This is a genomic window from Rhizobium sp. 16-488-2b (genome assembly GCF_017741815.1).
Taxonomy (GTDB): Bacteria; Pseudomonadota; Alphaproteobacteria; order Rhizobiales; family Rhizobiaceae; genus Rhizobium.
The window spans coordinates 120,755-143,388 of record NZ_JAGHMF010000002.1; the positions used below are offsets into that span (position 1 = coordinate 120,755).

Below are 22,634 nucleotides of genomic sequence, written 5' to 3' on the forward strand. Positions count from 1 at the left end.
ACGTACGCTATGCAGAGGGACTGCCTTCTGTGGTTCAGGGATCCACCAAAAGGACCTGGAACCGTCCTTGTTAGCGCACACGAGCAGAAAGCTGAGAAGCTCCTGGCGGAAGGTATCGTGGCGAGATACAAAGAGTTGGTGACCAAGTTGGGCCACCACCTTGTCATCACAAGTCATACTAAGGTAGCCGTAACCGAGCGTAGGACAAAGGTTTCCGGTCGAGTACTTCAGTGGCAATTCGATGAAGATCCGGCAGACGAAGACGTCGTGTCCGACGCCCCCTAACTTCTGTCCCACAGCGCAACAATCTTCGCTGCATTTGCTGGATTTGCACGGATACGAATGACTGTCTGCCTCACGATACCCATCCGACGAGCGATCTCGCTATTACTCACTCCGAGTTCCGCCATCCGTAAAATTTCGGCCAGCTGATGCCTATCAAAGGTAGGCTTGCGGCCAAGAAACTTCTCAGGTTCCTTCGTCTTAGCATGGTCAATTCCGGCCCTTTGGGCGTCCTTTGTGGCTTCCATTTGAGCTTGAGCCATTCCAGCCATGAAGGTCATCATGGCGTCCCTAACGGCCATCCCCATCGCATCCGTTCGTGACCCGTCGAACTCCATATCGTTGATGATGGTCCGGACAATGATCCCCTCGCGCATCAAGTAACGGATAGTATCCGTGACGTCATTGTAGTCCCGCCCTAAGCGATCGACCCACCTGACAACCAGAGTGTCACCTCGGCGCAGCATGTCGAACAAGCGCTTGCCCTCGGGCCTCTCTTTCAACGGAACCTTGCCCGAGACGCCATCGTCCGTCACCACGGCGTCGAAAAAATATCCCTTCGCCTCCGCTTGGGCTCTCTGGTGGGCTACGGTCTGATCAGAAGTCGATACACGGGCATAGAGGACGGTCTTTGTCATTGATCACCTGTTCACATGGGTACCGTCCATTGATCTACGGTGTCCACATGGCGATGTCAACCCTTGTGGACATCTTCCGGCACGTGCCGTGAGCTGTCCATTGCGGTATAGGCTAGTGGACATTTGGGCAGCGGACTTTCGCAGCGGCCCCAAGCGAAAACGACGATAGAGCAGGATGGGGGTCCGGATGACGTGGGCAGCCTGTGCGCAGAGAGACGGCAGTCTTGGGAGTTAGTTTGCGGAAGTGAGCAACAGAGGAGCTACTGGATTTGGTGCGCCTTCCGTCGTGCTCGTCGGCGAGCGTTGCGTAGCTCGTTCCTGATGGCATCCTTAAATTGACCGAGCACCTTGTCCCTGAGGAGGTGTTGCCTCGCTGCTACGAGACGCCATTCTGCTCTGCGGTCCCCCTGCTGCACACCAAAGAACGCTTCGATATGATGCCCACCGTCTTCATGGAAATAGATTCGAATTGCCTTGTCATTGGAGAAATCGGCTATGAACGCAGAGGCTTTTCGCATTGGGATGCCGACACTAGACGTTTGCATCTGAGATGATCTTCGAAAATGCCGATAGGGCCTTCTCAGGATGAGCCTCAAACATCAGTCGGGCAACACTATCAAAATCGGTCGGATGGATGAATGTTGACACCCTTCTCGCCATGCGATCGCTGCCAACGTTTCCATAGAGCTCGACATGGTATGGGCGCCGCGAGGGTGAAGCCGGTCTGCCAATAGTCGCAGACACCTCCGCCTCTCGTTCTTTGTCATCGAAGGCAGACCATCTCACAAACGATTTCTTGAGCGCCATAGCACCCTCCCCTCAAAATCGATCTACGTTGCAACGCTGAGATCCTGCCTCAGCCAGCATCAGGCTGCACAATGTGGAGAAGTTGGGCAAGGGGGAGGGGGGAAAGATGTCGGTGACATCATTCATGAGGGCGCAGCGTATTTTTGCGGCAAAAACATTGGGCAGTATCGCGTTTGGCAAGCAGGCCATCGCTATCAATTGGTCATTCCAGATTTGTCAGGATATTTCTCAAAGACCCATTGGAACGTCCGCTCCACCTTTTCATCGAAAACCCCTTGACCATAGGCTTGTGGAAGACCCTCGTCATAAAGCTGTTGGATTGTGGCTTTGACTGCGGCCTTGGCGCGTTCCTTTAGTCGCCAATCTAGTACCAGCTTCTCGGCCTTGAGTTTCTCCAGTAGGGATTTGGCCACGCGCTTCACGAGGTCTTCGTCTTCTGGCTCAAGCTTTGGTTCCGGTTGGGTCAGGATATCGAAGATCGCAAGCTCCTCTTCGGTCAAGCCTTCCCGAATCGCTCGCTGGTCCTCGGTGTTCATGTCGCCGACCAGTGCCAGGAGCTGATTGAAGAAGTCGGCGGCGGTCAAGCTTCCGGCATTGTATTGAGCGACCAGAGCCGCGAAGCGTTCGACGAGGCCACGGCGCGTTGGATTGCGTGCGGCCATTTCCTCCAGCCGATCTTCGACGGCCCGACGAAGACGCTGTGTCTCGGTGCGCTGGCGATTGCCCGTGTCGAACATGGCCCTCAGGCGCTCGATGTCGATCCTGGAGAGGTCGAACAGGCCGGTGGTGTCGCCGTCTTCACGAATGGGGGCCGTAATCTCCACACCTGCAATCGACTCGTCGAGCAAGGCTTCGATCTTGTTGGAGACGTCGGAGATATCCGGCCTTTCGGTGAGAGAGCGAATGCGCTCGGCAGTGACCTCGATGGCTGCCGAGATCTTGCGGTATGGCTCGGCCCGGGCGTCGGGAAGCACGGCCTTGAAGGTACTCCAGACATTGGAAGCCAGCGCGAGGAAGGTGCGGCGCTCGGTGTCTGTGCCGTTCAACGCTTCTACTGCATCGCCGAGCCTCGCCAGCCGGTCAAACCCGGTCACCTCAAGGATCGCACCCGGGTCGACGTCCCGGGCCCGGCAGAAGGCAAGTGCCTCTTCGATGGCTTGGGCTAGGTCCTCGACCAGTGCGGATTTATCCTCGATGGGCTTGGCATTCGTTGCGCCGCCTACGGCATAGATGGCGAGCGCCTTCTCTAGGTTTCGAAAGATGCCGACATAGTCGACGATCAGACCAGCCTTCTTGCCCGGTGCGTTACGGTTTGCCCGGGCGATGGTCTGCATCAGGGTGTGGTTCTTCATCGGCTTGTCGAGATAGATCGTCGAGCAAGTCGGGACGTCGAACCCGGTGATCCACATGGCGCAGACGAAGACTAGTCGAAGCGGATCGCCGCCCTTCTTGAACCGCTCGTCCAGATCCTCTTCGATCATGCGCCTACGGTGGCTGCGAATGTCGAGACCCTTGGCCTCCATGTCGGCGATCTCGTTCTGGCCCTGGCTGACCACGACAGCCATGTCTGTCTCGCGCATGAAGGCGATGACAGCGGCCAAAGCCTCGCGCTGATCAGGGGGAGATGAAGCGAGAGCAGCCTCACGCCGCCCAATCTCGGCATCCCAAGCACGGCGAACCTTGTCGTGCATCCGCACCGCAGTCGCCTTGTCGATGGCCACGAACATGGCCTTGCCGCGATAGCCTCGACCGACGAAATGGCGGACAAGGTCCTCGGCAATCCGATCCAGACGGTCCTCGCGAGTGATCAGATGATACTGGGTGCCGAGGCGTTTCTCTAATTCGCGCTCTTGTTCCTCGTCGAGGTCAGCCTCTTCGATGACTGCTTCTAGATCCTCGGCAAAGCTCTCGTTGGCGAACTCCAACTCTGGGATGCGGTTCTCGTAGTAGAGCGGAACGGTCGCTCCATCCTCGGTCGACTGTTGGTAGGTGTAGGTCGAGACATAGTCGCCGAATACGTCGCGGGTCTTCTCCTCTCCGGCCATCAATGGTGTCCCAGTGAAGCCGATGAAGGCGGCGTTCGGCAGGGCGCGGCGCATGTTGGCGGCCAGCGTATCGTATTGCGACCGATGGGCCTCATCGGCGATGACGATGATATCCGACCGTTCGGAGAGAACCGGAAAGGTCTCACCCTTGGCCGTCCCGAACTTGTGGATCAGCGTGAAGACGTAGCGCTCATTGCCCCGCAACAATGTCTTCAGATGCTCCTTCGACCCCGCGCGAACCTCCCGCACATCCTTGGTCACCGCGCCACAGGCAGCGAAGACGTCAGAGATCTGCTTGTCCAGTTCATCGCGGTCGGTGACGATTACGAAGGTCCAGGCCCCGGGGATCGTCCGCAGCACCTTCCGGGCGAAGGTCAACATGGACAGGCTCTTGCCTGAGCCTTGCGTGTGCCAGAAGACCCCGAGCTTGCCTCTGTTCTCCCCGAGATTGGCCACGGCCTGAACCGCCTTGTTCACCCCGATGAACTGATGGTTCTGGGCAATCTTTTTGACGAGCCCGTCCTTGGTCTCCTCGAAGACGAGGAAGTTCTCCACAAGATCGATCAGACGTTCCCGCGTGGCGGCCGCGCGGATCGCGGTTTCCAGCGATACGCGGCCGGGCTCGGTCTCGTCATCTATCCGCTTCCATTCCTTGTAGGTGTCCCATGCCGAATAGGCTGAAGCCCCGATCCGGGTGTCGAGCCCATTGGAGACGAGAACGAAGCCGTTGGGCCGAAAGAGCTGCGGGATCGTATCGCGGTAGTCGCGGATATTGTCGCGATAGGCATCCTCAATGCGTCTGTGTCCAGCCTTCAGCTCGATGAAGAGAAGCGGTACTCCGTTGACGAAACCGATCAGGTCCGTGCGACGTCGGTGGAGTTCTCCAGAAATCCAGACCTGAGAGATCAAGGTGAAGTGATTGGTCGTTAGATCGCGCCAATCGATGACGCGGACCCGCTCCTTGGCCATCCCGCCGTCATTGTCGCGGTATTCTACATCGACCCCGTCGCGCACCAGTTCCAGAACTTCGCGGTTCGCGGCCATAGGAACCATCGACGCTCGGTCCTGCGTCAGGATGTCGAAGGCTAAGTCCAAGGCGTCTTGTGGCAGATCCGGGTTCAGTCGAGAAAGCGCGATGCGCAACGTCTTAGTCAGATAGGGATCGCGCAGGGTGTCACGAAACTGGGAGCCGTCAGCACCGAAGGTTTCGTCATAAAGATCGAAATGGCTCCAGCCGAGGCTCTCCAGAAGCTCGATTGCCGGTTTCTCGACAAGCCCGTCCTCGGAGAATCCAGTTAGGGTTGCGCGGGTGCCCTCGGGAATGCCATGCTGGATGTCCTGCGAGGTGTCAGCCATGGGCTATTCCGCTGCCTCTGCAAAGGTCTCCTCGGCTGTCGACACGTCGATTTGACCCGAAACGAGCTTGGGGAGCAAGAGGCCACGGGCGGCGCGAAGCTTGTTGTTCTGGTTTCGAAGCAGCTCAGCTTGGCCTCTGATCGGCCCAGCTACTCGGCCAAATCTGGTGGCCAAATCCGAAGGTGCGATAGAGATCTTGGTGTCGGCAATTGCCGCCTTCGATAATTCCGTCTGACCCGTCGCCCCTACACCTTGTCTTTCGAAATGCGGCTGTAGCTGGAGCAACTGAAGGCCAAAGTAGTGAAGATCGACATGATCTGCTGCTCGAACAATGGTCACGTGACCGTCTGCCGTTGCATTGGGTACAGTCCCTAGCAGTTGAGCAACCCGACCGAGCGTCCCTACCCCAGTCGAGTTGACCACGATGTCACCATCAACCAACAGTTTCGATTGCGGAACAGACTTCGACTGTCTCCGAGCAAGGAGTAGATTGAGGGCCCGGTCGCGTATGCACTTCTGATTGATTGCAATGCTGCAAGCCTCGTCATCATACTTTGGAGCAATCCCCCGACTTATGAAAGAACTCAAGATCGAAACACTTCCGATGATCCATCCCCGAGGCACCATCCCGAGTTCCGTCTCGACCAACGGTACGGCCTCGTGGCCCGGATAGCGGAAGCGGACGAACCATTCATCGAACAGCCGCCGAGCCATGTCCTCAAGGATCGTAATGCGCTGCTGGTTCACCTCGACAAGGTCGTCGTAGGCCGAGAGAACGTCAGCGATACGTTGCTGCTGAACAACATCGGGTGCTCTTACTGGAAGCAGATGAAGGTGGTTGCGGTTCAGCGTTGGGTTTGAAGAACCCACATCGTAGGTGGCCAAATTCATCGACTGCAAAAGGTAGAAGACGAACTTCCTGTCATTGCCTCTGAAGTTCTTGACCCACAGTGTTGTATCATGCGCCCAATATGGGCCATGAACGTAGAAAGCCTTTCCGAGTGTTCCTTTCCGACCAATAACAACACCAGGTCCAACGTCTGTGTACGCTATGTGGGTAGAGGTTGGTCCAGACGACGATACGACTGGATAAGGCCCTTCACTTTGTTCTTTTTTGGTGATGTCATATCCACGTTGAAGCGTGATCAAATCACCGAGAAGGCAATCATTCCATTGTGCGTCAACCATTTAGAACCTCGGCGAGATTTTGGGCAATGACGGACTGCAGCCGTGCCGCCTCCACGTTCAGGGCCTCCAGCTCTTCATGCAGTGCCTCCAGCTTCTCGCGGAAATCCTCGTCGTCCGCTTCCCCAGTTGCCACCCCGACATAGCGCCCGGGATTGAGCGACCAACCTTGGCCTTCGATCTCGGCGCGGGTAGCACTGCGGCAAAGACCGACCACATCGCCATACGCAAGCCCGGGAAACCGCTCCTCCAGCCACGCCCTTGACTGGGTGAAGAACTCCGGTTCCTCGCCCCGCCAGAGGCGCACGATGTTTGCTATTGCCTCCACCTGTTCTTCGGTGAAGTCCCGATGGGCGCGGTCGATTTGGCGGAAGATGTGTCGCGCATCGAGGAACAGCACATCGTCTGCTCGCGGCCCTGCCGCCTTTCCCTTGTCGAAGAACCACAAGGTGCAGGGAAGTGTGACCGTCAGGAAGAAGTTAGGCCCGATCGAAACGATCACGTCGACGCTGCCACTTTCGATCAGCTTCTTGCGAATCTCCTGTTCCGTGCCCCGGGCATCGGCGGCGGAATTGGCCATGACGAACCCGGCGCGGCCCGTTTCATTCAATCGTGACCAGAAGAACTGGATCCAGAGATAGTTGGCATTGTCGGCTGTCGGGACGCCATGGGGAAAGCGGTTGGCGACGTCCAGCAGCTTGCTCTTGTCGAGTTCCTTCACGTTGAACGGGGGATTGGCCATGACGAAGTCGAAACCGCCGGGTCCCTCGTATCGCCCCTTGTCGTTCTTCGTCGGCATCACCTCTTCGAAGACCGGGTCCCGATAGGTGTCGGCGTCGAGGATCTTGCCAGAGAGACCATGTACGGCAAGATTCATCTGGGACAAGCGCCACGTCTCCCGAGTTCGCTCGACACCATAAATCGACAATTCTTTGTCAGGTTCCTTTTGATGACGCTTCACGAAGTCCGCCGAATGCACAAACATGCCGCCTGAGCCACAGGCTGGGTCTAGAATGCGGCCATGATAGGGTTCGATGATTTCGACGATCAGCTGGACGATGGACGATGGCGTATAGAACTCGCCCCCCTTCTGCATGGTGTCCTTGGCAAAATTGCCCATGAAGTATTCATAGACATAGCCGAACGCATCACCAGCGATCTCGAGCGGGTGGAGAGCACGGAGCAATTCTACGAGAACGTCGTCGGGGATCGATTGATAGGTCTTCGGCAGGACGTCAGCCAGTTCCGGGTTCTTCGCCTCGATTTCCCGCATGGCTGTCGTCAGGGCGCGGCCAAGGTTCGAGCCTTCAGGAAGGGCAAGCAGGAACGAGAACCGAGCTTCTGGCGGCAGGAAGATTGCGCCTTCGGCCTTGTAGGCTTCCGGTCCGGGACGGATACGCGATCCTTCACGCGGCGCAATCTTCGCCTCGACGTCAGAGAACCGCTGGTCGGCATGACGCAGAAACAAAAGGCCGAGTACGGGTCGGGCATACTCAGCCGGAAGAATGCCGGAATTGGCCCGGAGCTTGTCTGCGGTGGTCCACAGTTGGTCGGAGATCGTCTTGAGGTCTGCTGCCATGATTGCAATTCTGAATGTGTGAAGGTTAGCCGGAGGCGACCAGAGGGCGCCAAAGACTGTGCAAGACCTCGCGTAGAGCGTCAACCGACGACGTTGCGAAGATGCTGATTTGGCGACCTCCTATCCTCCATTGCGCTTTGGATGATGACTCCACGCCTCACCGCTTCGAAGAAATGAGGCAAGTGGGGCGCGGAACAGAGCGGAAATCAACTGAAGCGTTCTTCTCTAAGCATTGTGTGGGCGAGCGTAGTTTGGAGAGATCCAACCCCCGGAAGTTGATTTGCTCCACTTTCTTCCCGAAATCACGGATCCCGTAGTTCCGATTGCTGGTCTTTCCCTTCCCGATATAGTGCCCCTGTATCCATTCGCGCTCCTCTTCGTTGAGACCCGAACGGGAGGCCGCGGTCGTCCAGGTATCCCTGAAGCCGCGCAGTGGTTTGTTGCCGCTCTCTGGAATGGCCTTGTGCTCCCTGGCGTATTTGCCCCACCATGTTGCAAAGCTGGAATGGAGATAGCCTAGCTTACCCTTGGTGGTCAGAAGCGGGAATAATGCCAGTTCCCCGGCTCGGCGGAGCTGATTCACGTAGTCGATAAAACCAAGCTCAATGAGTTTCTGCGTGATGGGGAGGTTCCGCCGTATGAGCGCGTTGCCATCCGCTTTAATGTGTCTAGCGCCCTTAACAGGATGGAGCCCCTCATCTGTAATTCTGAGGTACCAAAGGGCCTCCTCTTCATCGTAAGCGATATCACTGACGAGAAGCTGGCACATCTCCTCAGGGCGAGTGCCGTAAGTTAGAAGGAGAAGAGGAAGCCAGAATGCCGCCTCGCCCCTTCCACCTTTAGGACGCTCTCCCTTCGTAAAGACCGGAAGATTAAAGAGAGCTTGAAGCTGGGTCGGCGTAAAGCCTTCATTGGCCTCCGGCAGGCGTTCATCGACGCGCTGCTCACCGAATGGATTGTCGAGCGAACGATCCACAAAGCCGCGCTGTCTGGCCCAAGCCCAGATTGAGTTGAGATGGCTGACATGGCCATTCACGCTCTTGCCGGTAAGCCGCTGAACATCCTTGCGCGTTTCATAGGCGTCCACCATCTCTCGAAGGCCAAGAGCGCGGTGCTCCTTATCCGGATTGGCCGGCTTTTTCTGAAGGAGAAATATCCAATCAGCAACTTCCCTGCGCGTGATAGTTGCCATCGCGCGGGTACCATAGACACTTTCAAACAACCGAAGTGCCGTCTCGGTAGCCTGAGTGGTCGCCTCGCTCTTGTTCTTCATCGCAAGCTTCTTTTCGGCGAGCTCCCGCAACGTTAGGTCGCCAGAGATCGTCTGCTGGACCGTTGCGACCATTGGAGGCTCTGGTGTCGGTACAACAACCCCGGTCTGGCGCTGGAGTCTTGCCTCGGTGACTTCGATCATCATCCCAAGGTAGGCCTTGCCGAGGCGACGGAAGCTCAAGCTTCGCGGATCGACTAACAGCCCATGCGATGCACACACATCCGCCAGCTCACCGAGATGGAAGGCGTCGACCGTTCCACGAGCATAGTCGTGTCTAAGGTTTGAAAGGTAGGCCTCAAGCGTCTCCTGTCGATTATTCCATCGACGGTCGGGATCGTCATTGACGATTGCGGATACACCTGAAGAAGCGATCTGCTGACGAACGTGTTCGAACAGAATGTCCCCTTCTTGGTCAAACCGGTCCTCGTCATCTTCCCAGAGCAAATTGCTGCGCTCGGTTCCAATGATGTGAGCAATCACCTCGGCGCTGAGTTCATCATATGAGCCAAGTGAACGCTTCTTCGCGACCTCTAGGAGGCCTTCGCACTCCTTGGCAGCAGCCGAATATCGGGCCGCAATCTCGGCGCTATTTTGGGGGCCTGAACCAAGCCAGCGAACAAATTCCGTGAGGTTGCCAGGGACGTGCGGTCGGAGCGTAACGGGAATCACCTTTCGGTATTTCCAGCGACCGTTTACGTTGTAAAGATTGCGCACCACGACACCCATTGTGAAACTGCCTTTGTACCAAACGTTTGTACCAAGCGCAGTTCGCAAGTCATTGATCTTGCTGAAACACATGTCCTAACAAGGACTTATAATGGGAATGGTGCCCAGAAGAGGACTCGAACCTCCACACCCTTTCGGGTACCAGCACCTGAAGCTGGCGCGTCTACCAATTCCGCCATCTGGGCGACGGAGAGCCATGTACGGGGGTGGCCCGTTGGTGTCAACAGGGTTTTTGAAGTTTTTCTGACACCACGCAAAAAAGTCTAAGGTCAGGGCCGGGAAAGGTGGGTTTTTGGGCGGTCGGGGATTTCGGGCGATGCCAAGATAGCTTGGGCGCACTATATGTGCCTCAGGGAAAAGGATGGTGCGATGCGCGTTTTTCAGAAATTTCCGGTTGTCGTGATTCTATCCGTGATGCCGCTCAGTCAGATTTCGGCCATGCCGATGACGCCTGCCCCCGAAATGACGGGCAATCGCGATATCATCCGTGTGCAGACCATGTGCGATTCTCGCGGCTGCTTCACCTTCGGCCAGAGGCAGTCGTTCACGCCATCCTACATACAGCCGAACTACCGGCCTCCAACCGCGACCGGGCCGACCTATTATCGTCCGCGCGCGGCGGGGCCGGCGCCGCAATACTACAATCCGCAGCCGCCGACACGCTACCAGCCATCGCAGCCACAGGCGCGGACTGCGCGGCCGAACACGCCCGATCGCAACTTCCATGTCGATTGGTGCCGCAACCAGTATCGCAGCTACAATCCCAGGACGGATCGCTTCGTGACCTATGAGGGGATCTACAAGACCTGCAACTCGCCTTACGACTAGGAGCGAGCTGAGCCTTCCGGGTGCGGCTTAGCTTTCCTTCGACGACCTGTCGGTGTGGCCGAGGTCGCGATCGGGGTCGATGATATCGCGGATGCGCTGCTTCAGCTCCTTGGGGCCGGGAAAGCCGCCGTCGCGCTTGCGCTCCCAGATCAGTTCATCATCGACGCGGATCTCGAAATTGCCGCCGGTGCCGGGGATGAGCGCCACTTCGCCAAGGCTGTCGGTGAAGGTCTGCAGCAGCTCCTGCGCCATCCAGCCGGCGCGCAGCAGCCAGTTGCACTGGGTGCAGTAGAGAATGGTCACGCGGGCTTTTTTCTCGGTCATGGGGGCTTTCTGTCGTGTCGTTCCGGTGCGCGGAGCTTACGAAGTGGCCGGGTGCCGCGCAACGGATATTGCAATGCACGATGGCTTGGTGTTCTTCCTCTCATCGACAGCAAGACAGGAGATGCCGATGCGGGTTGCGATCATCGAGAACATGAAGAACACGCCGCTGGGGTCGCTCGGCATCGCGCTTGCCGAAGCCAATGCCGCGCTCGACATCTACCAGCCCTATCTCGACGGCCGGCTGCCGCAGAGCATCTTCGAGCATGACGCGCTTGTCGTGTTGGGCGGGGAGCAGGACGCGCTCGACGATGCGAACTACCCCTATCTGCCCGCGCTGGCGCGGCTGATGCAGCGCTTTTGCGAGGCGGGCAAGGCGGTGATGGGCATCTGCCTGGGATCGCAGATCCTGGCGCGCGCCTATGGCGCGGAAAACCATCTTGGCCGGCAGCTGGAGTTCGGCTGGAAACCCGTCGAGATGACGGACGACGGCAAGGCCGATCCGCTGCTTTCGGGCCTCGATGCCGATTTCACCACCTTCGAGTGGCACAGCGATACGTTCACCTTGCCCGAGGGTGCCTGCCTGCTGGCGACCAGCCCGCTCGTGCGCAACCAGGCCTTCCGGCTTGGCCGCGCGACTTATGGCACGCAGTTTCATTTCGAGGCCAGCCGCGCGGTGGTCGAGGGGTGGAAGACGGGCTTCGAGGCGACGATCGAGCGGATGGAGCCCGGCTGGCTGAAGCGTCACCCCGATCTCGCTCCCGTGGATGGCGCGGCGGCCGATGCCAGCGGCCTTGCGATCGCGCGCAACTGGGTTGCGATGATCGAGGTCGCGGCGGCGAAGGAACCGCTCGCCGTCGGCGCCTGAGGAGACGCGAGCGCCGGCCTTCGTCGCCCGGCTTACATCAACCCGCTTTCAGTCCCGGGCTTGCATCACCACCCGTAAGCTCCGGCATCAGGTCGGCGATCTTGACCACCTTGCCGCTGCGCGCGCTCGACAGCGCGGCAATCCCCGTCAGCACCGACATGGCGCCGGCGCGGGTGCCGGCGCGCTGGCCGAGGCGGTCCTCCATGCCGGGCTTGAAGATCATGTTGCGCATGCGGTCGTCGCCGCCATAGTGGCCGCCGGAGAAATGCGGCACGACGATGCGCTCGACCGGCTCCCTTCCCTTCGGAAAGTTGCGGATCAACAGGATCGTGTCCTCATCCGGTGTTTCCCAGGGCTGCTTTTCGAACTGGCGCAGCTCGATCCGCCCCTCGGTGCCGTTGAAGGCGATGTGGTGGCCTTCGATCGGTTGGAAGGTGTTGAGCGAATAGGAGACGTGGACGTTGTTGCGGTAGCGCAGGCTGACGACCATGGTGTCGGGGATGTCGATATCCTCGCGATAGACGCAGCCGTCGCGGAAATAGCCGTCGATCTCCGAGGGGTCTTCATAGAGCGCGTCGAGGAAGGGATCGGCCTCGAGATCGAGGTAGTAATCGCATTCCCCGGTGTGCGGACAGAGCTTGCAGCGCGGGCCGCGGAATGGGCCCTTGCGGCCGTAGTTCTGCAGGTCGGCAAACGAGGTGACGGCCTCCGGGTCGCTGTCGAGATACCAGTTCAGGAGATCGAAGTGGTGGGTGGCCTTGTGGACGAAGAGGCTGCCGGAATTTTCCGTATAGGCGTGCCAGCGGCGGAAATAATCGGCGCCGTGCTTGGTGTCGAGATACCAGTGAAAATCGACGGAGGTGACGCGGCCGATCTCGCCTGAGGAGAGCAGTTCCTTGATTTTGGCCGCCGTCGGCGCGTAGCGGTAGTTGAAGGAGACGTCGACGCGCTTGCCGCTGCGCTTTTCGGCATCGAGGATGCGGCGGATCTTGTCGACAGCTGTCGTCATCGGCTTTTCGGTGATGACGTCGATGCCGGCTTCGAGCGCGCGCACGACGATGTCGTCATGGGTGTAATCGGGCGTGCAGACGATGACCATGTCGACCTCATGCTCGGCGAGCATGGCGTCGATGTTCTCGTAGATCGGGGCGTTGCTGCCGATCATGGTGCGGGCGCGTTCGGCGCGCAGCGAATTGGTATCGACGATCGCTACCAGATCCACATGCTCGCGCCAGCCGGCCAGCAATTCCTTGCCCCACATGGTCGTTCCGCGATTTCCGGTGCCTATCAGTGCGAAGCGGCGTTTCTCCATCGAATGATCCTCCTTCATGCGTGCGGAAACGAGTATGTTGTTCTGCCAAATCAGATCCGGCAGCAGTCGTGGAAGCGCTCGACGCAGGTGCGGATCACCTCGTCGGCCGGGCGTTTCCACCAGTTCTCCGCCGAGAATATCTCGACTTCCTGCGCGCCATGAAAACCTGCGCCCTCCACCATCCGTCTTATGCCCTTCAGGTCGATGACGCCATCGCCCATCATGCCACGGTCGGTCAGCATGTCCCTCGTCGGCACCAGCCAATCGCAAATGTGGTGCGCGAGAATACGCTTCAGCTGACCCGCGCGGCCGATCTGGCGCGCCAGATCGGGGTCCCACCAGACATGGTAGACGTCGATCGCAACGCCCACCCCCTCGCCCAGCGTCTCGCACATGTCGAGCGCCTGGCCGAGCGTGTTCACGCAGGAGCGGTCGGCGGCGTACATGGGATGCAGCGGCTCGATCGCCAGTGGCACGCCGCTCGCGCGGGCATGCGGGAGGGTGGCGGCGATGCCGTCCGCCACCATATTGCGCGCTTCATCGATGTTTTTCGAGCAGCCGGCGAGCCCGCCGACGACAAGCACGAGGCAATCGGCGCCCAGAGCGGCCGCCTCGTCTACGGCGCGCTTGTTGTCATCGATCGCCGATTGGCGGTCCGCCGCCGTGGCTGCCGGAAAGAAACCGCCGCGGCAAAGGCCGGTGAGCTTGATGCGGTTTTGGCGGACGATGCGCACCGCCTCGTCGAGCCCCACCTTGGCGACCTGATCGCGCCAGGGGGCGATCGAGGTGATGCCGTGCTTCAGGCAGAGATCGACGGCTTCGGCGAAGCCACATTGCTCGCGAATGGTCGCGAGGTTGATCGATAGATCGTCTACCATGTTTGCCGGGCCCCGCTTTCATGCGGGGCCGCAGGCGCGACCACCATGGGTACATAGCGCGCTATATCAGGCATGGCTCAGAACTCCAGCGCGGGCACATCGAGCCACCGGCGTTCGGCCCAGGATTTCAGCCCGAGTTCGGCGAGCTGCACGCCCTTGGCGCCGGCTTCCAGGCCGTAAGGCCAGGGCGCGTCCTCGGCGACATGGCGCAGGAACATCTCCCACTGCACCTTGAAGCCGTTGTCAAAGGCCTGCGTGTCCGGCACCTCGTCCCAGGTCTTGTAGAAATCGATGGTCTGCGGCTGGTCGGGGTTCCAGACGGGCTTGGGCGTGTTGACGCGGTGTTGAGTCCAGCATTTCGTCAGCCCGGCGACGGCTGAGCCATGAGTGCCGTCGACTTGGAAGGTAACGAGATCGTCGCGACGCACGCGCACCGCCCAGGACGAATTGATATGGGCGATCGCCCCGCCTTCGAGCTCGAAAGTGGCATAGGCAGCGTCATCGGTGTCGCAATGATAGGGCTTGCCCTGTTCGTCGACGCGGGTGCCGATATGGGTGGCGCCGAGGCAGGAGACCGATTTGACCTCGCCGAAGAGATTGTCGAGCACATAGCGCCAGTGGCAGAGCATGTCGAGAATGATGCCGCCGCCATCGGCCTTGCGGTAATTCCAGGAGGGGCGCTGCGCCGGCACGCCCCAATCACCCTCGAAGACCCAGTAGCCGAACTCGCCGCGCACGGAGAGGATCTTGCCGAAAAAGCCGCTGTCGCGCAGCAGCGCCAGCTTGCGCAGGCCGGGCAGGAAGAGCTTGTCCTGCACGACGCCATGCTTGAGACCCGAGGCGCGCGCCTTGCGGGCGAGCGCAATGGCAACTTCGAGATCGTCGGAGATCGGCTTTTCACAATAGACGTGCTTGCCGGCGTCGAGCGCACGCGACAGGAGCTCGGCGCGCATCAGCGTGGTGCCGGCATCGAAGAAGATCTGGTCGTCGGGATTTCTGAGGGCCGCGTCGAGATCGGTCGACCAGCGCTTGATGCCGTGGCGCTTCGCCAGCTCCTCCATCTTGGCGGCGTTGCGGCCGACGATGATGGGGTCGATCTCGAGCTTCTCGCCTGACTTCAGCGTCAGGCCGCCCTGATCGCGGATCGCCAGTATCGAGCGGACGAGGTGCTGATTGTAGCCCATGCGGCCCGTTACGCCGTGCAGAATTATTCCTAGACGTGCCATGTCTGCCTCCCTGCAAAACTGCGTTGCAATGCCGGACGCGCGATGCCGCGCGGCTCCTCCCGGCCAGTAACCAAACAGTTACTTGATGGCAGAGGAGAAGCGGCGCTGTCAATAGCCGGGGCTAAATTTCAGCGATCAGGCTTTGATCGAGGCAAGCGTGACGTGAACGATATGGCGTTCCCAGGCATCGAGATTGCCCTTCTCCGCAAGGTCGCGGCCGAAGATGGTCGAGAGCGTGTACTGGTTGGAAATGTAGAAATAGCCGAGCGAGGCGATGGTCAGATAGACGTTCAGCGGATCGGCTGCGTCGATGAAGACGCCCGTCTTCTTGCCGCGGTCGAGCACCTCGGTCAGCTCGACGATCAGGTGCGAATGAAGCTCCTTCAGCCGCACCGATTGGCGCAGCCAGCGGGCGCGGTGCAGGTTTTCGGTACCAAGCAGGCTCAGGAATTCGGGGTGCTTCAGGAAATAGCGCCAGGTGAAGAGCGCGAGCTCGGCGATCCCCTCCTCCGGGCTGCGGTCGCCGATGTGCAGTTCGCGCTCGGCGGTGCGGATGCCGACATAGGCTTCCTCCAGCACATGCAGATAGAGCTGCTCCTTGTCGCCGAAGTAGTGATAGAGCATGCGCTTGTTGGTGCCGGCACGCTCGGCGATGGCGTCGACACGGGCGCCGCCCATGCCGTTTTCAGCGAATTCCCGGGTCGCGGCTTCGAGAATGGCGGCGCGCGTTCGCTCGGGATCGCGCTGCAGGACGCGCTCTTGTGAACGCCGCTTGGCCGGTTTCTTCTCTCCGCTGCCATCCATCCCCACTACCCTTTCCTTTAAACCTCGCGCTCATAGTTGTTTATGAACAAATTGTAAAAAGCCAAGCCTGACGATCCCGCCGCCACATGTCGCTTGACAGTCCCGGTGCTTCTTCATAGCTTGTAACCAAATAGTTATTTGTTGCAAGAGAAACCAGCCGGGAGCGTGTGGAGGCGCTCCCCAAGGGAGGAGGAAAAACAGATGACGTTTCGTGTGAGCAGACGCAATTTCGTTGCGGGAGGAGCCACGCTTCTTTCGCTGTCCGCACTGGGGCCGGGAGCTTTTGCCGCCGATGCCCGACTGCGGCTCTTGTGGTGGGGTTCGCAACCGCGCGCCGACCGCACCAACAAGGTTTCGGATCTCTACAAGGCCAAGAATTCCGGCACGTCGATAACAGGCGAGTTCCTGGGTTGGAGCGATTACTGGCCGCGCCTGGCGACCCAGGTCGCCGGCCGCAACGCGCCCGACGTGATCCAGATGGATTACCGCTATATCGTCGAATATGCGCGGCGCGGCGCGCTTGCCCCGCTTGAATCCTACATGCCGTCGAAGCTCAATCTCGACGATTTCGATCCGGCGCAGATCGAGGGCGGCAAGGTCGACGGCCATCTCTATGGCGTCAGCCTCGGCGCAAACTCGGCGGCAACCGTCGTCAACACGGTGGCGCTGCAGGAAGCCGGCGTCGAGATGCCGACCAATAAGACGACCTGGGAAGAGCTCGGCAAGATGGGCGCCGAGATCACCAAGGCGGGCAAGCGCAAGGGCTTCTTCGGCTTTGCCGACGGCAGCGGCGCGGAGCCGCTCTTCGAAAACTACGTGCGGCAGCGCGGCAAGGCGCTCTACACGGCGGATTCGAAGATCGCCTTCGGCGCCGACGACGCCTCCGAATGGTTCGACATGTGGGCCAAGTTCCGCGAGGCGCAAGCCTGCGTGCCGCCCGATGTGCAGGCGCTCTACAAGGACACGATCGACACCGCGCCGCTGACGCTCGGCAAGGCCGCGATCGACTATGCGCACAGCAACCAGTTCGTCGGCTTCCAGGCCGTGGTCAAGGACAAGCTGACGCTCAACAACTACCCGCTGATCAAGGCGGACTCGAAGGGCGGTCACTACCGCAAGCCATCGATGTTCTTCTCGGTCTCGGCGCAGTCCAAGGCGCTCGAACAGGCCGTCGACTACGTCAACTTCTTCGTCAAGGATCCAGAAGCCGCCAAGGTGCTCGATGTCGAGCGCGGCATTCCGGAATCCAAGGCGATGCGTGATGTCGTGGCCGGCATGCTCGACGATGTCGGCAAGATCCCGCTGAACTATGTAGCCAATCTCGGCGATCTTGCCGGGCCGCTGCCGCCGCCGCCGCCTTCAGGCGCCGGCGAAGGCCAGACCGTTCTGCGCCAGCTTGCCGAGCAGGTCGCCTTCGGCCAGGTCACGCCAGCCGATGCCGGCAAACAGCTTGTCGACGAGATCACGCGCCTTCTCGCGCGGGGTTGACCGACATGAGCAATGCGATGCGCGCGACGGCTGACCGGGCCGCGACGGCGGAGCAATATCAGGGAGTGGTCGCCGACAGCCGTTGGCGACCACTCCTTGCCGCCAACGGACCTGGATATCTCTTTCTTCTTCCATGGCTGCTCGGCTTCCTGGGGCTGACGCTCGGGCCGGCGCTGGTGTCGCTCTACCTGTCGTTCACGGATTTCGACATGATCCGCTCGCCGGAATGGGTGGGGGCGGCGAACTATGTGCGCATCACCACCGCGGACCCGAAGTTCGCGGCGGCGATGAAGGTGACGCTGACCTATGTGGTGCTGTCGGTGCCGTTCAAGCTGATCTTCGCGCTTCTGGTGGCGATGGCGCTCAACAAGGGGGTGCGGGGGCTGACGTTCTACCGCGCCGTCTTCTATCTGCCATCGCTGCTCGGCGGCAGCGTGGCGATCGCCGTTCTGTGGCGGCAGCTCTTTGCCGGTGACGGCCTGGTCAACGCCGCGCTCTCGCACATCGGCATCCAGGGACCGAGCTGGATCTCGCATCCAAGCTACTCGATCTATACGCTTGTGGCGCTCAGCGTCTGGCAGTTCGGCTCGCCGATGATCATCTTCCTCGCTGGTCTTCGCCAGATCCCGACCGACATGTACGAGGCGGCGAGCCTCGACGGGGCCTCGAAGTTCCGGCAGTTCTACAAGATCACGCTGCCGCTTCTGACGCCCGTCATCTTCTTCAACGCCGTGGTGCAGACGATCGACGCCTTCAAGGCGTTCACGCCCGCCTTCATCATCTCCGGCGGGTCGGGCGGGCCGATCAATTCGACGCTGTTCTACACGCTCTATCTCTATCAGGAGGCGTTCGGGAACTTCCGCATGGGCTACGCTTCCGCTCTTGCATGGATCCTGGTGCTGATCATCGCCGTGTTCACCGCCTTCTCGTTCCTGTCCTCACGCTACTGGGTGCATTACGATGACTAACGGGATCACCTCCGCGGTCGCCGCGCCGCCATCCGACATCACCAAGCGCAGCCTGCCGGCCTCGATCGTCGTCCATACGCTGCTGATCTTGGCCTCGCTGCTGATGCTCTATCCACTGCTGTGGATGGTATCGGCCTCGGTGCGGCCGGAAAACGAGATCTTCTCGTCGACCTCGCTCATCCCGTCGTCGATCGATTTCACATCCTATGTGCGCGGCTGGAGCGGGCTCGACATCACCTTCGGGCGCTTCTTCTGGAACTCGCTGGTGATTTCGCTCCTGACGGTGACCGGCAATGTGGTGGCCTGTTCGCTGGCGGCTTACGCCTTCGCGCGGCTGCGCTTTGCCGGGCGGAATTTCTGGTTTGCGATCATGCTCGGCACGCTGATGATCCCCTATCACGTGACGCTGATCCCGCAATATGTGCTGTTTCTGAACCTCGGCTGGGTGAACACCATCCTGCCGCTGGTCGTGCCGAAGTTTCTCGCCAGCGACGCCTTCTTCATCTTCCTGATGGTGCAGTTCTTCCGCGGCATTCCGCGCGAACTCGACGAGGCGGCGATGATGGACGGCTGCAGCGCCTGGCGGATCTACTGGAAGATCATGCTGCCGCTCTCGTTGCCGGTGCTGGCGACGGCGGCGATCTTCTCCTTCATCTGGACCTGGGACGATTTCTTCGGGCCGCTGATCTACCTCAACGACATGGACACCTACACGATCCAGCTCGGCCTGCGCACCTTCGTCGATTCGAGCAGCACATCGGACTGGGGCGGGCTGTTCGCCATGTCGACGCTGACGCTGGTTCCGGTGTTCTTCTTCTTCCTGTTCTTCCAGCGGCTGCTGATCGACGGCATTGCCACGACCGGCATGAAGCGTTGAGACCGGCCGCAATGAACATGCCAAAGAGACCTGCCCCATGAGCATAAAGAGAGTTGCGATCATCGGCTGCGGCATCGGACGCTCGCATATCGTCGAGGGCTACCTGCCGCATCCCGACAAGTTCGAGGTAGCTGTTCTCTGCGACCTCAACGAATCACGCCTTGCCGAAGTGGCCGACGAGTTCGGGATCGCCGGACGCACCACGTCCTTCGCCGAGGTTCTCGCCGACGAGAGCATCGACATCATCGACATCTGCACACCGCCCGGCATCCATCTCGAGCAGGTGGTGGCAGCCCTTCAGGCGGGCAAGCATGTGATCTGCGAGAAGCCGCTCACCGGATCGCTATCCGGCGTCGACGAGATCATGCGCGTCGAAAAGACCGCCAGGGGCGTGCTGATGCCGATCTTCCAGTATCGCTACGGCGACGGCGTGGAGAAGGCGAAGCGGATCATCGAGGCGGGGATTGCGGGCAAGCCCTATATGGGTTCGGTCGAGACCTTCTGGTTGCGCACGCCTGCCTATTACGCCGTTCCCTGGCGCGGCAAGTGGGCAACCGAGCTCGGCGGCGTGCTGGTGACGCATGCGCTGCACCTGCACGACATGCTGCTGCACCTGATGGGGCCGGCTCAGCGCGTCTTCGGCCGCGTAGCGACCCGCGTCAACGACATCGAGGTCGAGGACTGCGCCTCGGCGAGCCTGCAAATGGAAAACGGTGCCTTCGTCTCGCTTTCCTGCACGCTCGGCTCGCAGCAGGAAATCAGCCGGCTCAGGCTGCATTTCGAGAACGTCACCTTCGAGAGCAACCACGAGGCCTATTCGCCCGGCAAGGACCCATGGACGATCCTTGCCGCCAATGACGAGGTGCAGCGACGGATCGACGCCGTGATCGGCGACTGGCAGCCGGTGGCGCCGCGCTTCACCACGCAGATGGCGCATTTCCACGCCCATCTCGAGGGAAACGGCCCGCTGCCGGTGAGCACCCAGGATGCGCGGCGGGCGCTGGAACTCGTCACCGCCATCTACCAATCGTCGGACAGCGGCCAGGACATCGCCCTGCCCGTCGGACCCGACAGCCCGAAATACGCCGACTGGCGCGCAAGAACCCGGTAACGGACAGACAAGAACGAGATAAGGAAAACCTGGATATGGCAACAAGCGTCGTTCTTCAGAAGGTCGAGAAACGCTATGGCGCGCTTGACGTCATCCACGGCATCGATCTGGCGATCGATCCCGGCGAGTTCGTCGTCTTCGTCGGTCCGTCCGGCTGCGGCAAGTCCACGCTGCTTCGTATGATCGCCGGGCTGGAGGAGATCTCCGGCGGGGCGTTGATGCTCGACAATGAACGGATGAACGAGGTGGCGCCGGCCAAGCGCGGGATCGCCATGGTGTTCCAGTCCTACGCGCTCTACCCGCACATGTCCGTCTACAAGAACCTTGCCTTCGGGCTGGAGACGGCCGGCTACAAGAAGGCCGACATCGAGCCGAAGGTGCAGCAGGCAGCACAGATCCTGCAGATCGAGAAGCTTCTGCAGCGCAAGCCGAAGGCGCTTTCGGGCGGGCAGCGGCAGCGCGTCGCGATCGGCCGCGCCATCGTGCGCGAACCGCGCATCTTCCTGTTCGACGAGCCGCTCTCCAACCTCGACGCCGAACTGCGCGTGCAGATGCGCGTCGAGATTTCGCGGCTGCACCGCAGCCTGGGGAATACGATGATCTACGTCACCCACGACCAGGTTGAAGCCATGACCATGGCCGACAAGATCGTGGTGCTGAATTCCGGCCGCATCGAGCAGGTGGGCGCGCCGCTCGATCTCTACAATAACCCCGCCAACCGCTTCGTCGCCGGCTTCATCGGCAGCCCGAAGATGAACTTTCTGCAGGGCAAGATGGAAAGCGTCGGCGGCAACGAGACAACGATCAACGTCTGCGGCAACAGCGTGCGGCTGCCGCGCCGCGTCTCGGCACAAGCCGGAGAAAGCGTGACCTTCGGCATCCGTCCGGAACATCTGTCGCTGGTCGACAAGGGCGGCATCGCACTGTCTTCCGTCAACATCGACCTTCTGGAAAACCTCGGCGGTGCGACGATGCTCTATACGACGACGCCGGACAAGCAGCAGCTGACGATCGCGCTCGACGGGCAACAGAAGGTGGAGCGCGGAGCTAACGTTACCGCCTATTTCGACCCGGCGCGCTGTCATGTCTTCGACGGCGCGGGCTCGACGATCTAGCCCGGCCGTTTACCCCGCTTGACAGCACAGCCCGCTCTGGCCAAGATTTCAATAGGATAGGCCGCGAGGGGGACAGCGTGACGCCTGAAGACCGTATACATGCGCTTGGCATATGGAATGGTCCGATCGATATCTCGGCGATCACGGGAGGCATCACCAACCGCAACTATCTGGTCCGCGACGGCGCGCTGAAGCGAGTCGTGCGGCTGGGTGACGACATCCCCGTCCACCACATCAGCCGATCGAACGAACTGGCGGCGAGCAAGGCGGCGCATGCGGCCGGGCTATCGCCCGCGGTGATCCACCATGCGCCGGGCGTGCTGGTGCTCGATTATGTCGAGTCACGAGCGCTGACGCCGGAGGATTTGCGTGACGCCAAGACGCTGGAGCGCGTGATCCCGCTGGTGCGCGCCTGCCACCACGATATCGCACGCGAATTTCGCGGCACGGCCACGATATTCTGGGTGTTTCACGTGGTGCGCGACTATATCGCCACGCTCGATGCCGCCGGCAGCCCGTATCGTCAGCTGTTTTCCGATCTCCTTATGAAGGCGGAGCGGCTGGAGCAGGCGGCCGGGCCGTTCGAGATCGCCTTCGGCCATAACGACATGCTGGCGGCCAATTTTCTCGACGACGGCAAAAGGCTCTGGCTGATCGACTGGGACTATGCCGGCTTCAACACGCCGCTCTTCGATCTCGGCGGGCTCGCCTCCAACAACGAGTTTTCCGAGGATGCGGAGCGGGCAATGCTGGAGGCCTATTACCTGATGCCGTTGACGCCGGATCTGTGGCGACGCTACCGCGCGATGAAATGCGCCTCTCTCTTGCGCGAGATGCTGTGGAGCATGGTGTCGGAAATCCATTCGACCATCGATTTCGACTACGCCGCCTATACCGCCGAAAACCGTGCGCGCTTCGAGCGCGCCTATGCCGAACAGGATCAATGA

At 60.2% G+C, this 22,634-nt stretch carries 18 protein-coding genes and 1 tRNA gene; 8 read left to right on the plus strand and 11 right to left on the minus strand.

Translation table 11 applies throughout. From position 1 onward, the window contains the following. Positions 1–281: 281 nt before the first annotated feature. From J5286_RS01085 to J5286_RS01110, 6 genes are all read right to left on the minus strand, one after another. A complete protein-coding gene (locus J5286_RS01085) occupies positions 282–920 on the minus strand; it encodes a recombinase family protein (protein ID WP_209188691.1) in 639 nt (212 codons plus the stop codon). Between the two features lie 1,001 nt (positions 921–1,921). Beyond that, positions 1,922–5,128 (minus strand): type I restriction endonuclease subunit R, encoded by a 3,207-nt coding sequence (locus J5286_RS01090; RefSeq protein ID WP_209188690.1) that lies wholly within the window; start codon positions 5,126–5,128, stop codon positions 1,922–1,924. A 3-nt stretch (positions 5,129–5,131) separates the two neighbouring features. Further along, positions 5,132–6,316: a restriction endonuclease subunit S gene (locus J5286_RS01095; protein ID WP_209188689.1), complete on the minus strand. Its 1,185-nt coding sequence runs from the start codon at positions 6,314–6,316 to the stop codon at positions 5,132–5,134. Continuing rightward, the gene (locus tag J5286_RS01100) at positions 6,309–7,892 is read right to left on the minus strand and encodes a type I restriction-modification system subunit M (protein ID WP_209188688.1); all 1,584 of its coding nucleotides are present in this window, start codon (positions 7,890–7,892) and stop codon (positions 6,309–6,311) included. The genes J5286_RS01095 and J5286_RS01100 overlap by 8 nt, the downstream gene beginning before the upstream one ends. 157 nt (positions 7,893–8,049) lie before the next feature. Further along, the gene (locus tag J5286_RS01105; protein ID WP_209188687.1) at positions 8,050–9,891 is read right to left on the minus strand and encodes a site-specific integrase; all 1,842 of its coding nucleotides are present in this window, start codon (positions 9,889–9,891) and stop codon (positions 8,050–8,052) included. Positions 9,892–9,989: 98 nt separating this feature from the next. Then, a tRNA-Leu gene (locus tag J5286_RS01110) sits at positions 9,990–10,076 on the minus strand. Between the two features lie 184 nt (positions 10,077–10,260). On the opposite strand from J5286_RS01110, the gene J5286_RS01115 reads away from it, so the two are divergent. Continuing rightward, complete coding sequence (locus J5286_RS01115) at positions 10,261–10,719, plus strand: BA14K family protein (RefSeq protein ID WP_209188686.1); 459 nt, start codon at positions 10,261–10,263, stop codon at positions 10,717–10,719. Positions 10,720–10,746: 27 nt separating this feature from the next. Here J5286_RS01115 and J5286_RS01120 read toward each other — a convergent pair whose 3' ends face one another. Then, positions 10,747–11,043, minus strand: coding sequence for an Rdx family protein (locus J5286_RS01120; protein WP_209188685.1), 297 nt, complete (start codon positions 11,041–11,043; stop codon positions 10,747–10,749). 127 nt (positions 11,044–11,170) lie between these two features. On the opposite strand from J5286_RS01120, the gene J5286_RS01125 reads away from it, so the two are divergent. Next, positions 11,171–11,908 carry a type 1 glutamine amidotransferase gene (locus J5286_RS01125; RefSeq protein ID WP_209189588.1) on the plus strand — a complete coding sequence of 246 codons (738 nt, stop codon included), beginning with the start codon at positions 11,171–11,173 and terminating at the stop codon, positions 11,906–11,908. Between the two features lie 37 nt (positions 11,909–11,945). Here the strand turns inward: J5286_RS01125 and J5286_RS01130 are convergent, their stop codons facing one another. The 4 genes from J5286_RS01130 to J5286_RS01145 form a co-directional block, all read right to left on the minus strand. Beyond that, on the minus strand, positions 11,946–13,220 hold the full coding sequence (locus J5286_RS01130; RefSeq protein WP_209188684.1) for a Gfo/Idh/MocA family protein: 1,275 nt from the start codon (positions 13,218–13,220) through the stop codon (positions 11,946–11,948). Positions 13,221–13,270: 50 nt separating this feature from the next. After that, positions 13,271–14,098 (minus strand): sugar phosphate isomerase/epimerase family protein, encoded by an 828-nt coding sequence (locus J5286_RS01135; protein WP_209188683.1) that lies wholly within the window; start codon positions 14,096–14,098, stop codon positions 13,271–13,273. A 77-nt stretch (positions 14,099–14,175) separates the two neighbouring features. Then, positions 14,176–15,324 (minus strand): Gfo/Idh/MocA family protein, encoded by a 1,149-nt coding sequence (locus J5286_RS01140; protein WP_209188682.1) that lies wholly within the window; start codon positions 15,322–15,324, stop codon positions 14,176–14,178. Positions 15,325–15,459: 135 nt separating this feature from the next. Then, complete coding sequence (locus tag J5286_RS01145) at positions 15,460–16,128, minus strand: TetR/AcrR family transcriptional regulator (protein ID WP_112944966.1); 669 nt, start codon at positions 16,126–16,128, stop codon at positions 15,460–15,462. A gap of 201 nt (positions 16,129–16,329) precedes the next feature. Between J5286_RS01145 and J5286_RS01150 the strand changes: the two genes are divergently transcribed. The 6 genes from J5286_RS01150 (at position 16,330) to J5286_RS01175 (ending at position 22,634) form a co-directional block, all read left to right on the plus strand. Further along, positions 16,330–17,616, plus strand: a complete 1,287-nt coding sequence (locus J5286_RS01150) for an ABC transporter substrate-binding protein (protein ID WP_018899145.1) — start codon at positions 16,330–16,332, stop codon at positions 17,614–17,616. 5 nt (positions 17,617–17,621) lie between these two features. Further along, complete coding sequence (locus tag J5286_RS01155; protein WP_209188681.1) at positions 17,622–18,584, plus strand: carbohydrate ABC transporter permease; 963 nt, start codon at positions 17,622–17,624, stop codon at positions 18,582–18,584. After that, the gene (locus tag J5286_RS01160) at positions 18,577–19,461 is read left to right on the plus strand and encodes a carbohydrate ABC transporter permease (RefSeq protein WP_111563069.1); all 885 of its coding nucleotides are present in this window, start codon (positions 18,577–18,579) and stop codon (positions 19,459–19,461) included. The genes J5286_RS01155 and J5286_RS01160 overlap by 8 nt, the downstream gene beginning before the upstream one ends. 37 nt (positions 19,462–19,498) lie before the next feature. After that, entirely contained in the window at positions 19,499–20,572 is a 1,074-nt protein-coding gene (locus J5286_RS01165; protein ID WP_209188680.1) for a Gfo/Idh/MocA family protein, read from the plus strand. Positions 20,573–20,607: 35 nt separating this feature from the next. Further along, positions 20,608–21,687 carry an ABC transporter ATP-binding protein gene (locus J5286_RS01170; protein ID WP_209188679.1) on the plus strand — a complete coding sequence of 360 codons (1,080 nt, stop codon included), beginning with the start codon at positions 20,608–20,610 and terminating at the stop codon, positions 21,685–21,687. A 77-nt stretch (positions 21,688–21,764) separates the two neighbouring features. Further along, on the plus strand, positions 21,765–22,634 hold the full coding sequence (locus tag J5286_RS01175) for a phosphotransferase (RefSeq protein ID WP_209188678.1): 870 nt from the start codon (positions 21,765–21,767) through the stop codon (positions 22,632–22,634).

Bases quoted from the DNA above. Each gene is read 5' to 3' on its own strand.
- J5286_RS01085 (WP_209188691.1), bottom strand. From the start codon at position 920: ATGACAAAGACCGTCCTCTATGCCCGTGTATCGACTTCTGATCAGACC.
- J5286_RS01090 (WP_209188690.1), bottom strand. From the start codon at position 5,128: ATGGCTGACACCTCGCAGGACATCCAGCATGGCATTCCCGAGGGCACC.
- J5286_RS01095 (WP_209188689.1), bottom strand. From the start codon at position 6,316: ATGGTTGACGCACAATGGAATGATTGCCTTCTCGGTGATTTGATCACG.
- J5286_RS01100 (WP_209188688.1), bottom strand. From the start codon at position 7,892: ATGGCAGCAGACCTCAAGACGATCTCCGACCAACTGTGGACCACCGCA.
- J5286_RS01105 (WP_209188687.1), bottom strand. From the start codon at position 9,891: ATGGGTGTCGTGGTGCGCAATCTTTACAACGTAAACGGTCGCTGGAAA.
- J5286_RS01115 (WP_209188686.1), top strand. From the start codon at position 10,261: ATGCGCGTTTTTCAGAAATTTCCGGTTGTCGTGATTCTATCCGTGATG.
- J5286_RS01120 (WP_209188685.1), bottom strand. From the start codon at position 11,043: ATGACCGAGAAAAAAGCCCGCGTGACCATTCTCTACTGCACCCAGTGC.
- J5286_RS01125 (WP_209189588.1), top strand. From the start codon at position 11,171: ATGCGGGTTGCGATCATCGAGAACATGAAGAACACGCCGCTGGGGTCG.
- J5286_RS01130 (WP_209188684.1), bottom strand. From the start codon at position 13,220: ATGGAGAAACGCCGCTTCGCACTGATAGGCACCGGAAATCGCGGAACG.
- J5286_RS01135 (WP_209188683.1), bottom strand. From the start codon at position 14,098: ATGGTAGACGATCTATCGATCAACCTCGCGACCATTCGCGAGCAATGT.
- J5286_RS01140 (WP_209188682.1), bottom strand. From the start codon at position 15,324: ATGGCACGTCTAGGAATAATTCTGCACGGCGTAACGGGCCGCATGGGC.
- J5286_RS01145 (WP_112944966.1), bottom strand. From the start codon at position 16,128: ATGGATGGCAGCGGAGAGAAGAAACCGGCCAAGCGGCGTTCACAAGAG.
- J5286_RS01150 (WP_018899145.1), top strand. From the start codon at position 16,330: ATGACGTTTCGTGTGAGCAGACGCAATTTCGTTGCGGGAGGAGCCACG.
- J5286_RS01155 (WP_209188681.1), top strand. From the start codon at position 17,622: ATGAGCAATGCGATGCGCGCGACGGCTGACCGGGCCGCGACGGCGGAG.
- J5286_RS01160 (WP_111563069.1), top strand. From the start codon at position 18,577: ATGACTAACGGGATCACCTCCGCGGTCGCCGCGCCGCCATCCGACATC.
- J5286_RS01165 (WP_209188680.1), top strand. From the start codon at position 19,499: ATGAGCATAAAGAGAGTTGCGATCATCGGCTGCGGCATCGGACGCTCG.
- J5286_RS01170 (WP_209188679.1), top strand. From the start codon at position 20,608: ATGGCAACAAGCGTCGTTCTTCAGAAGGTCGAGAAACGCTATGGCGCG.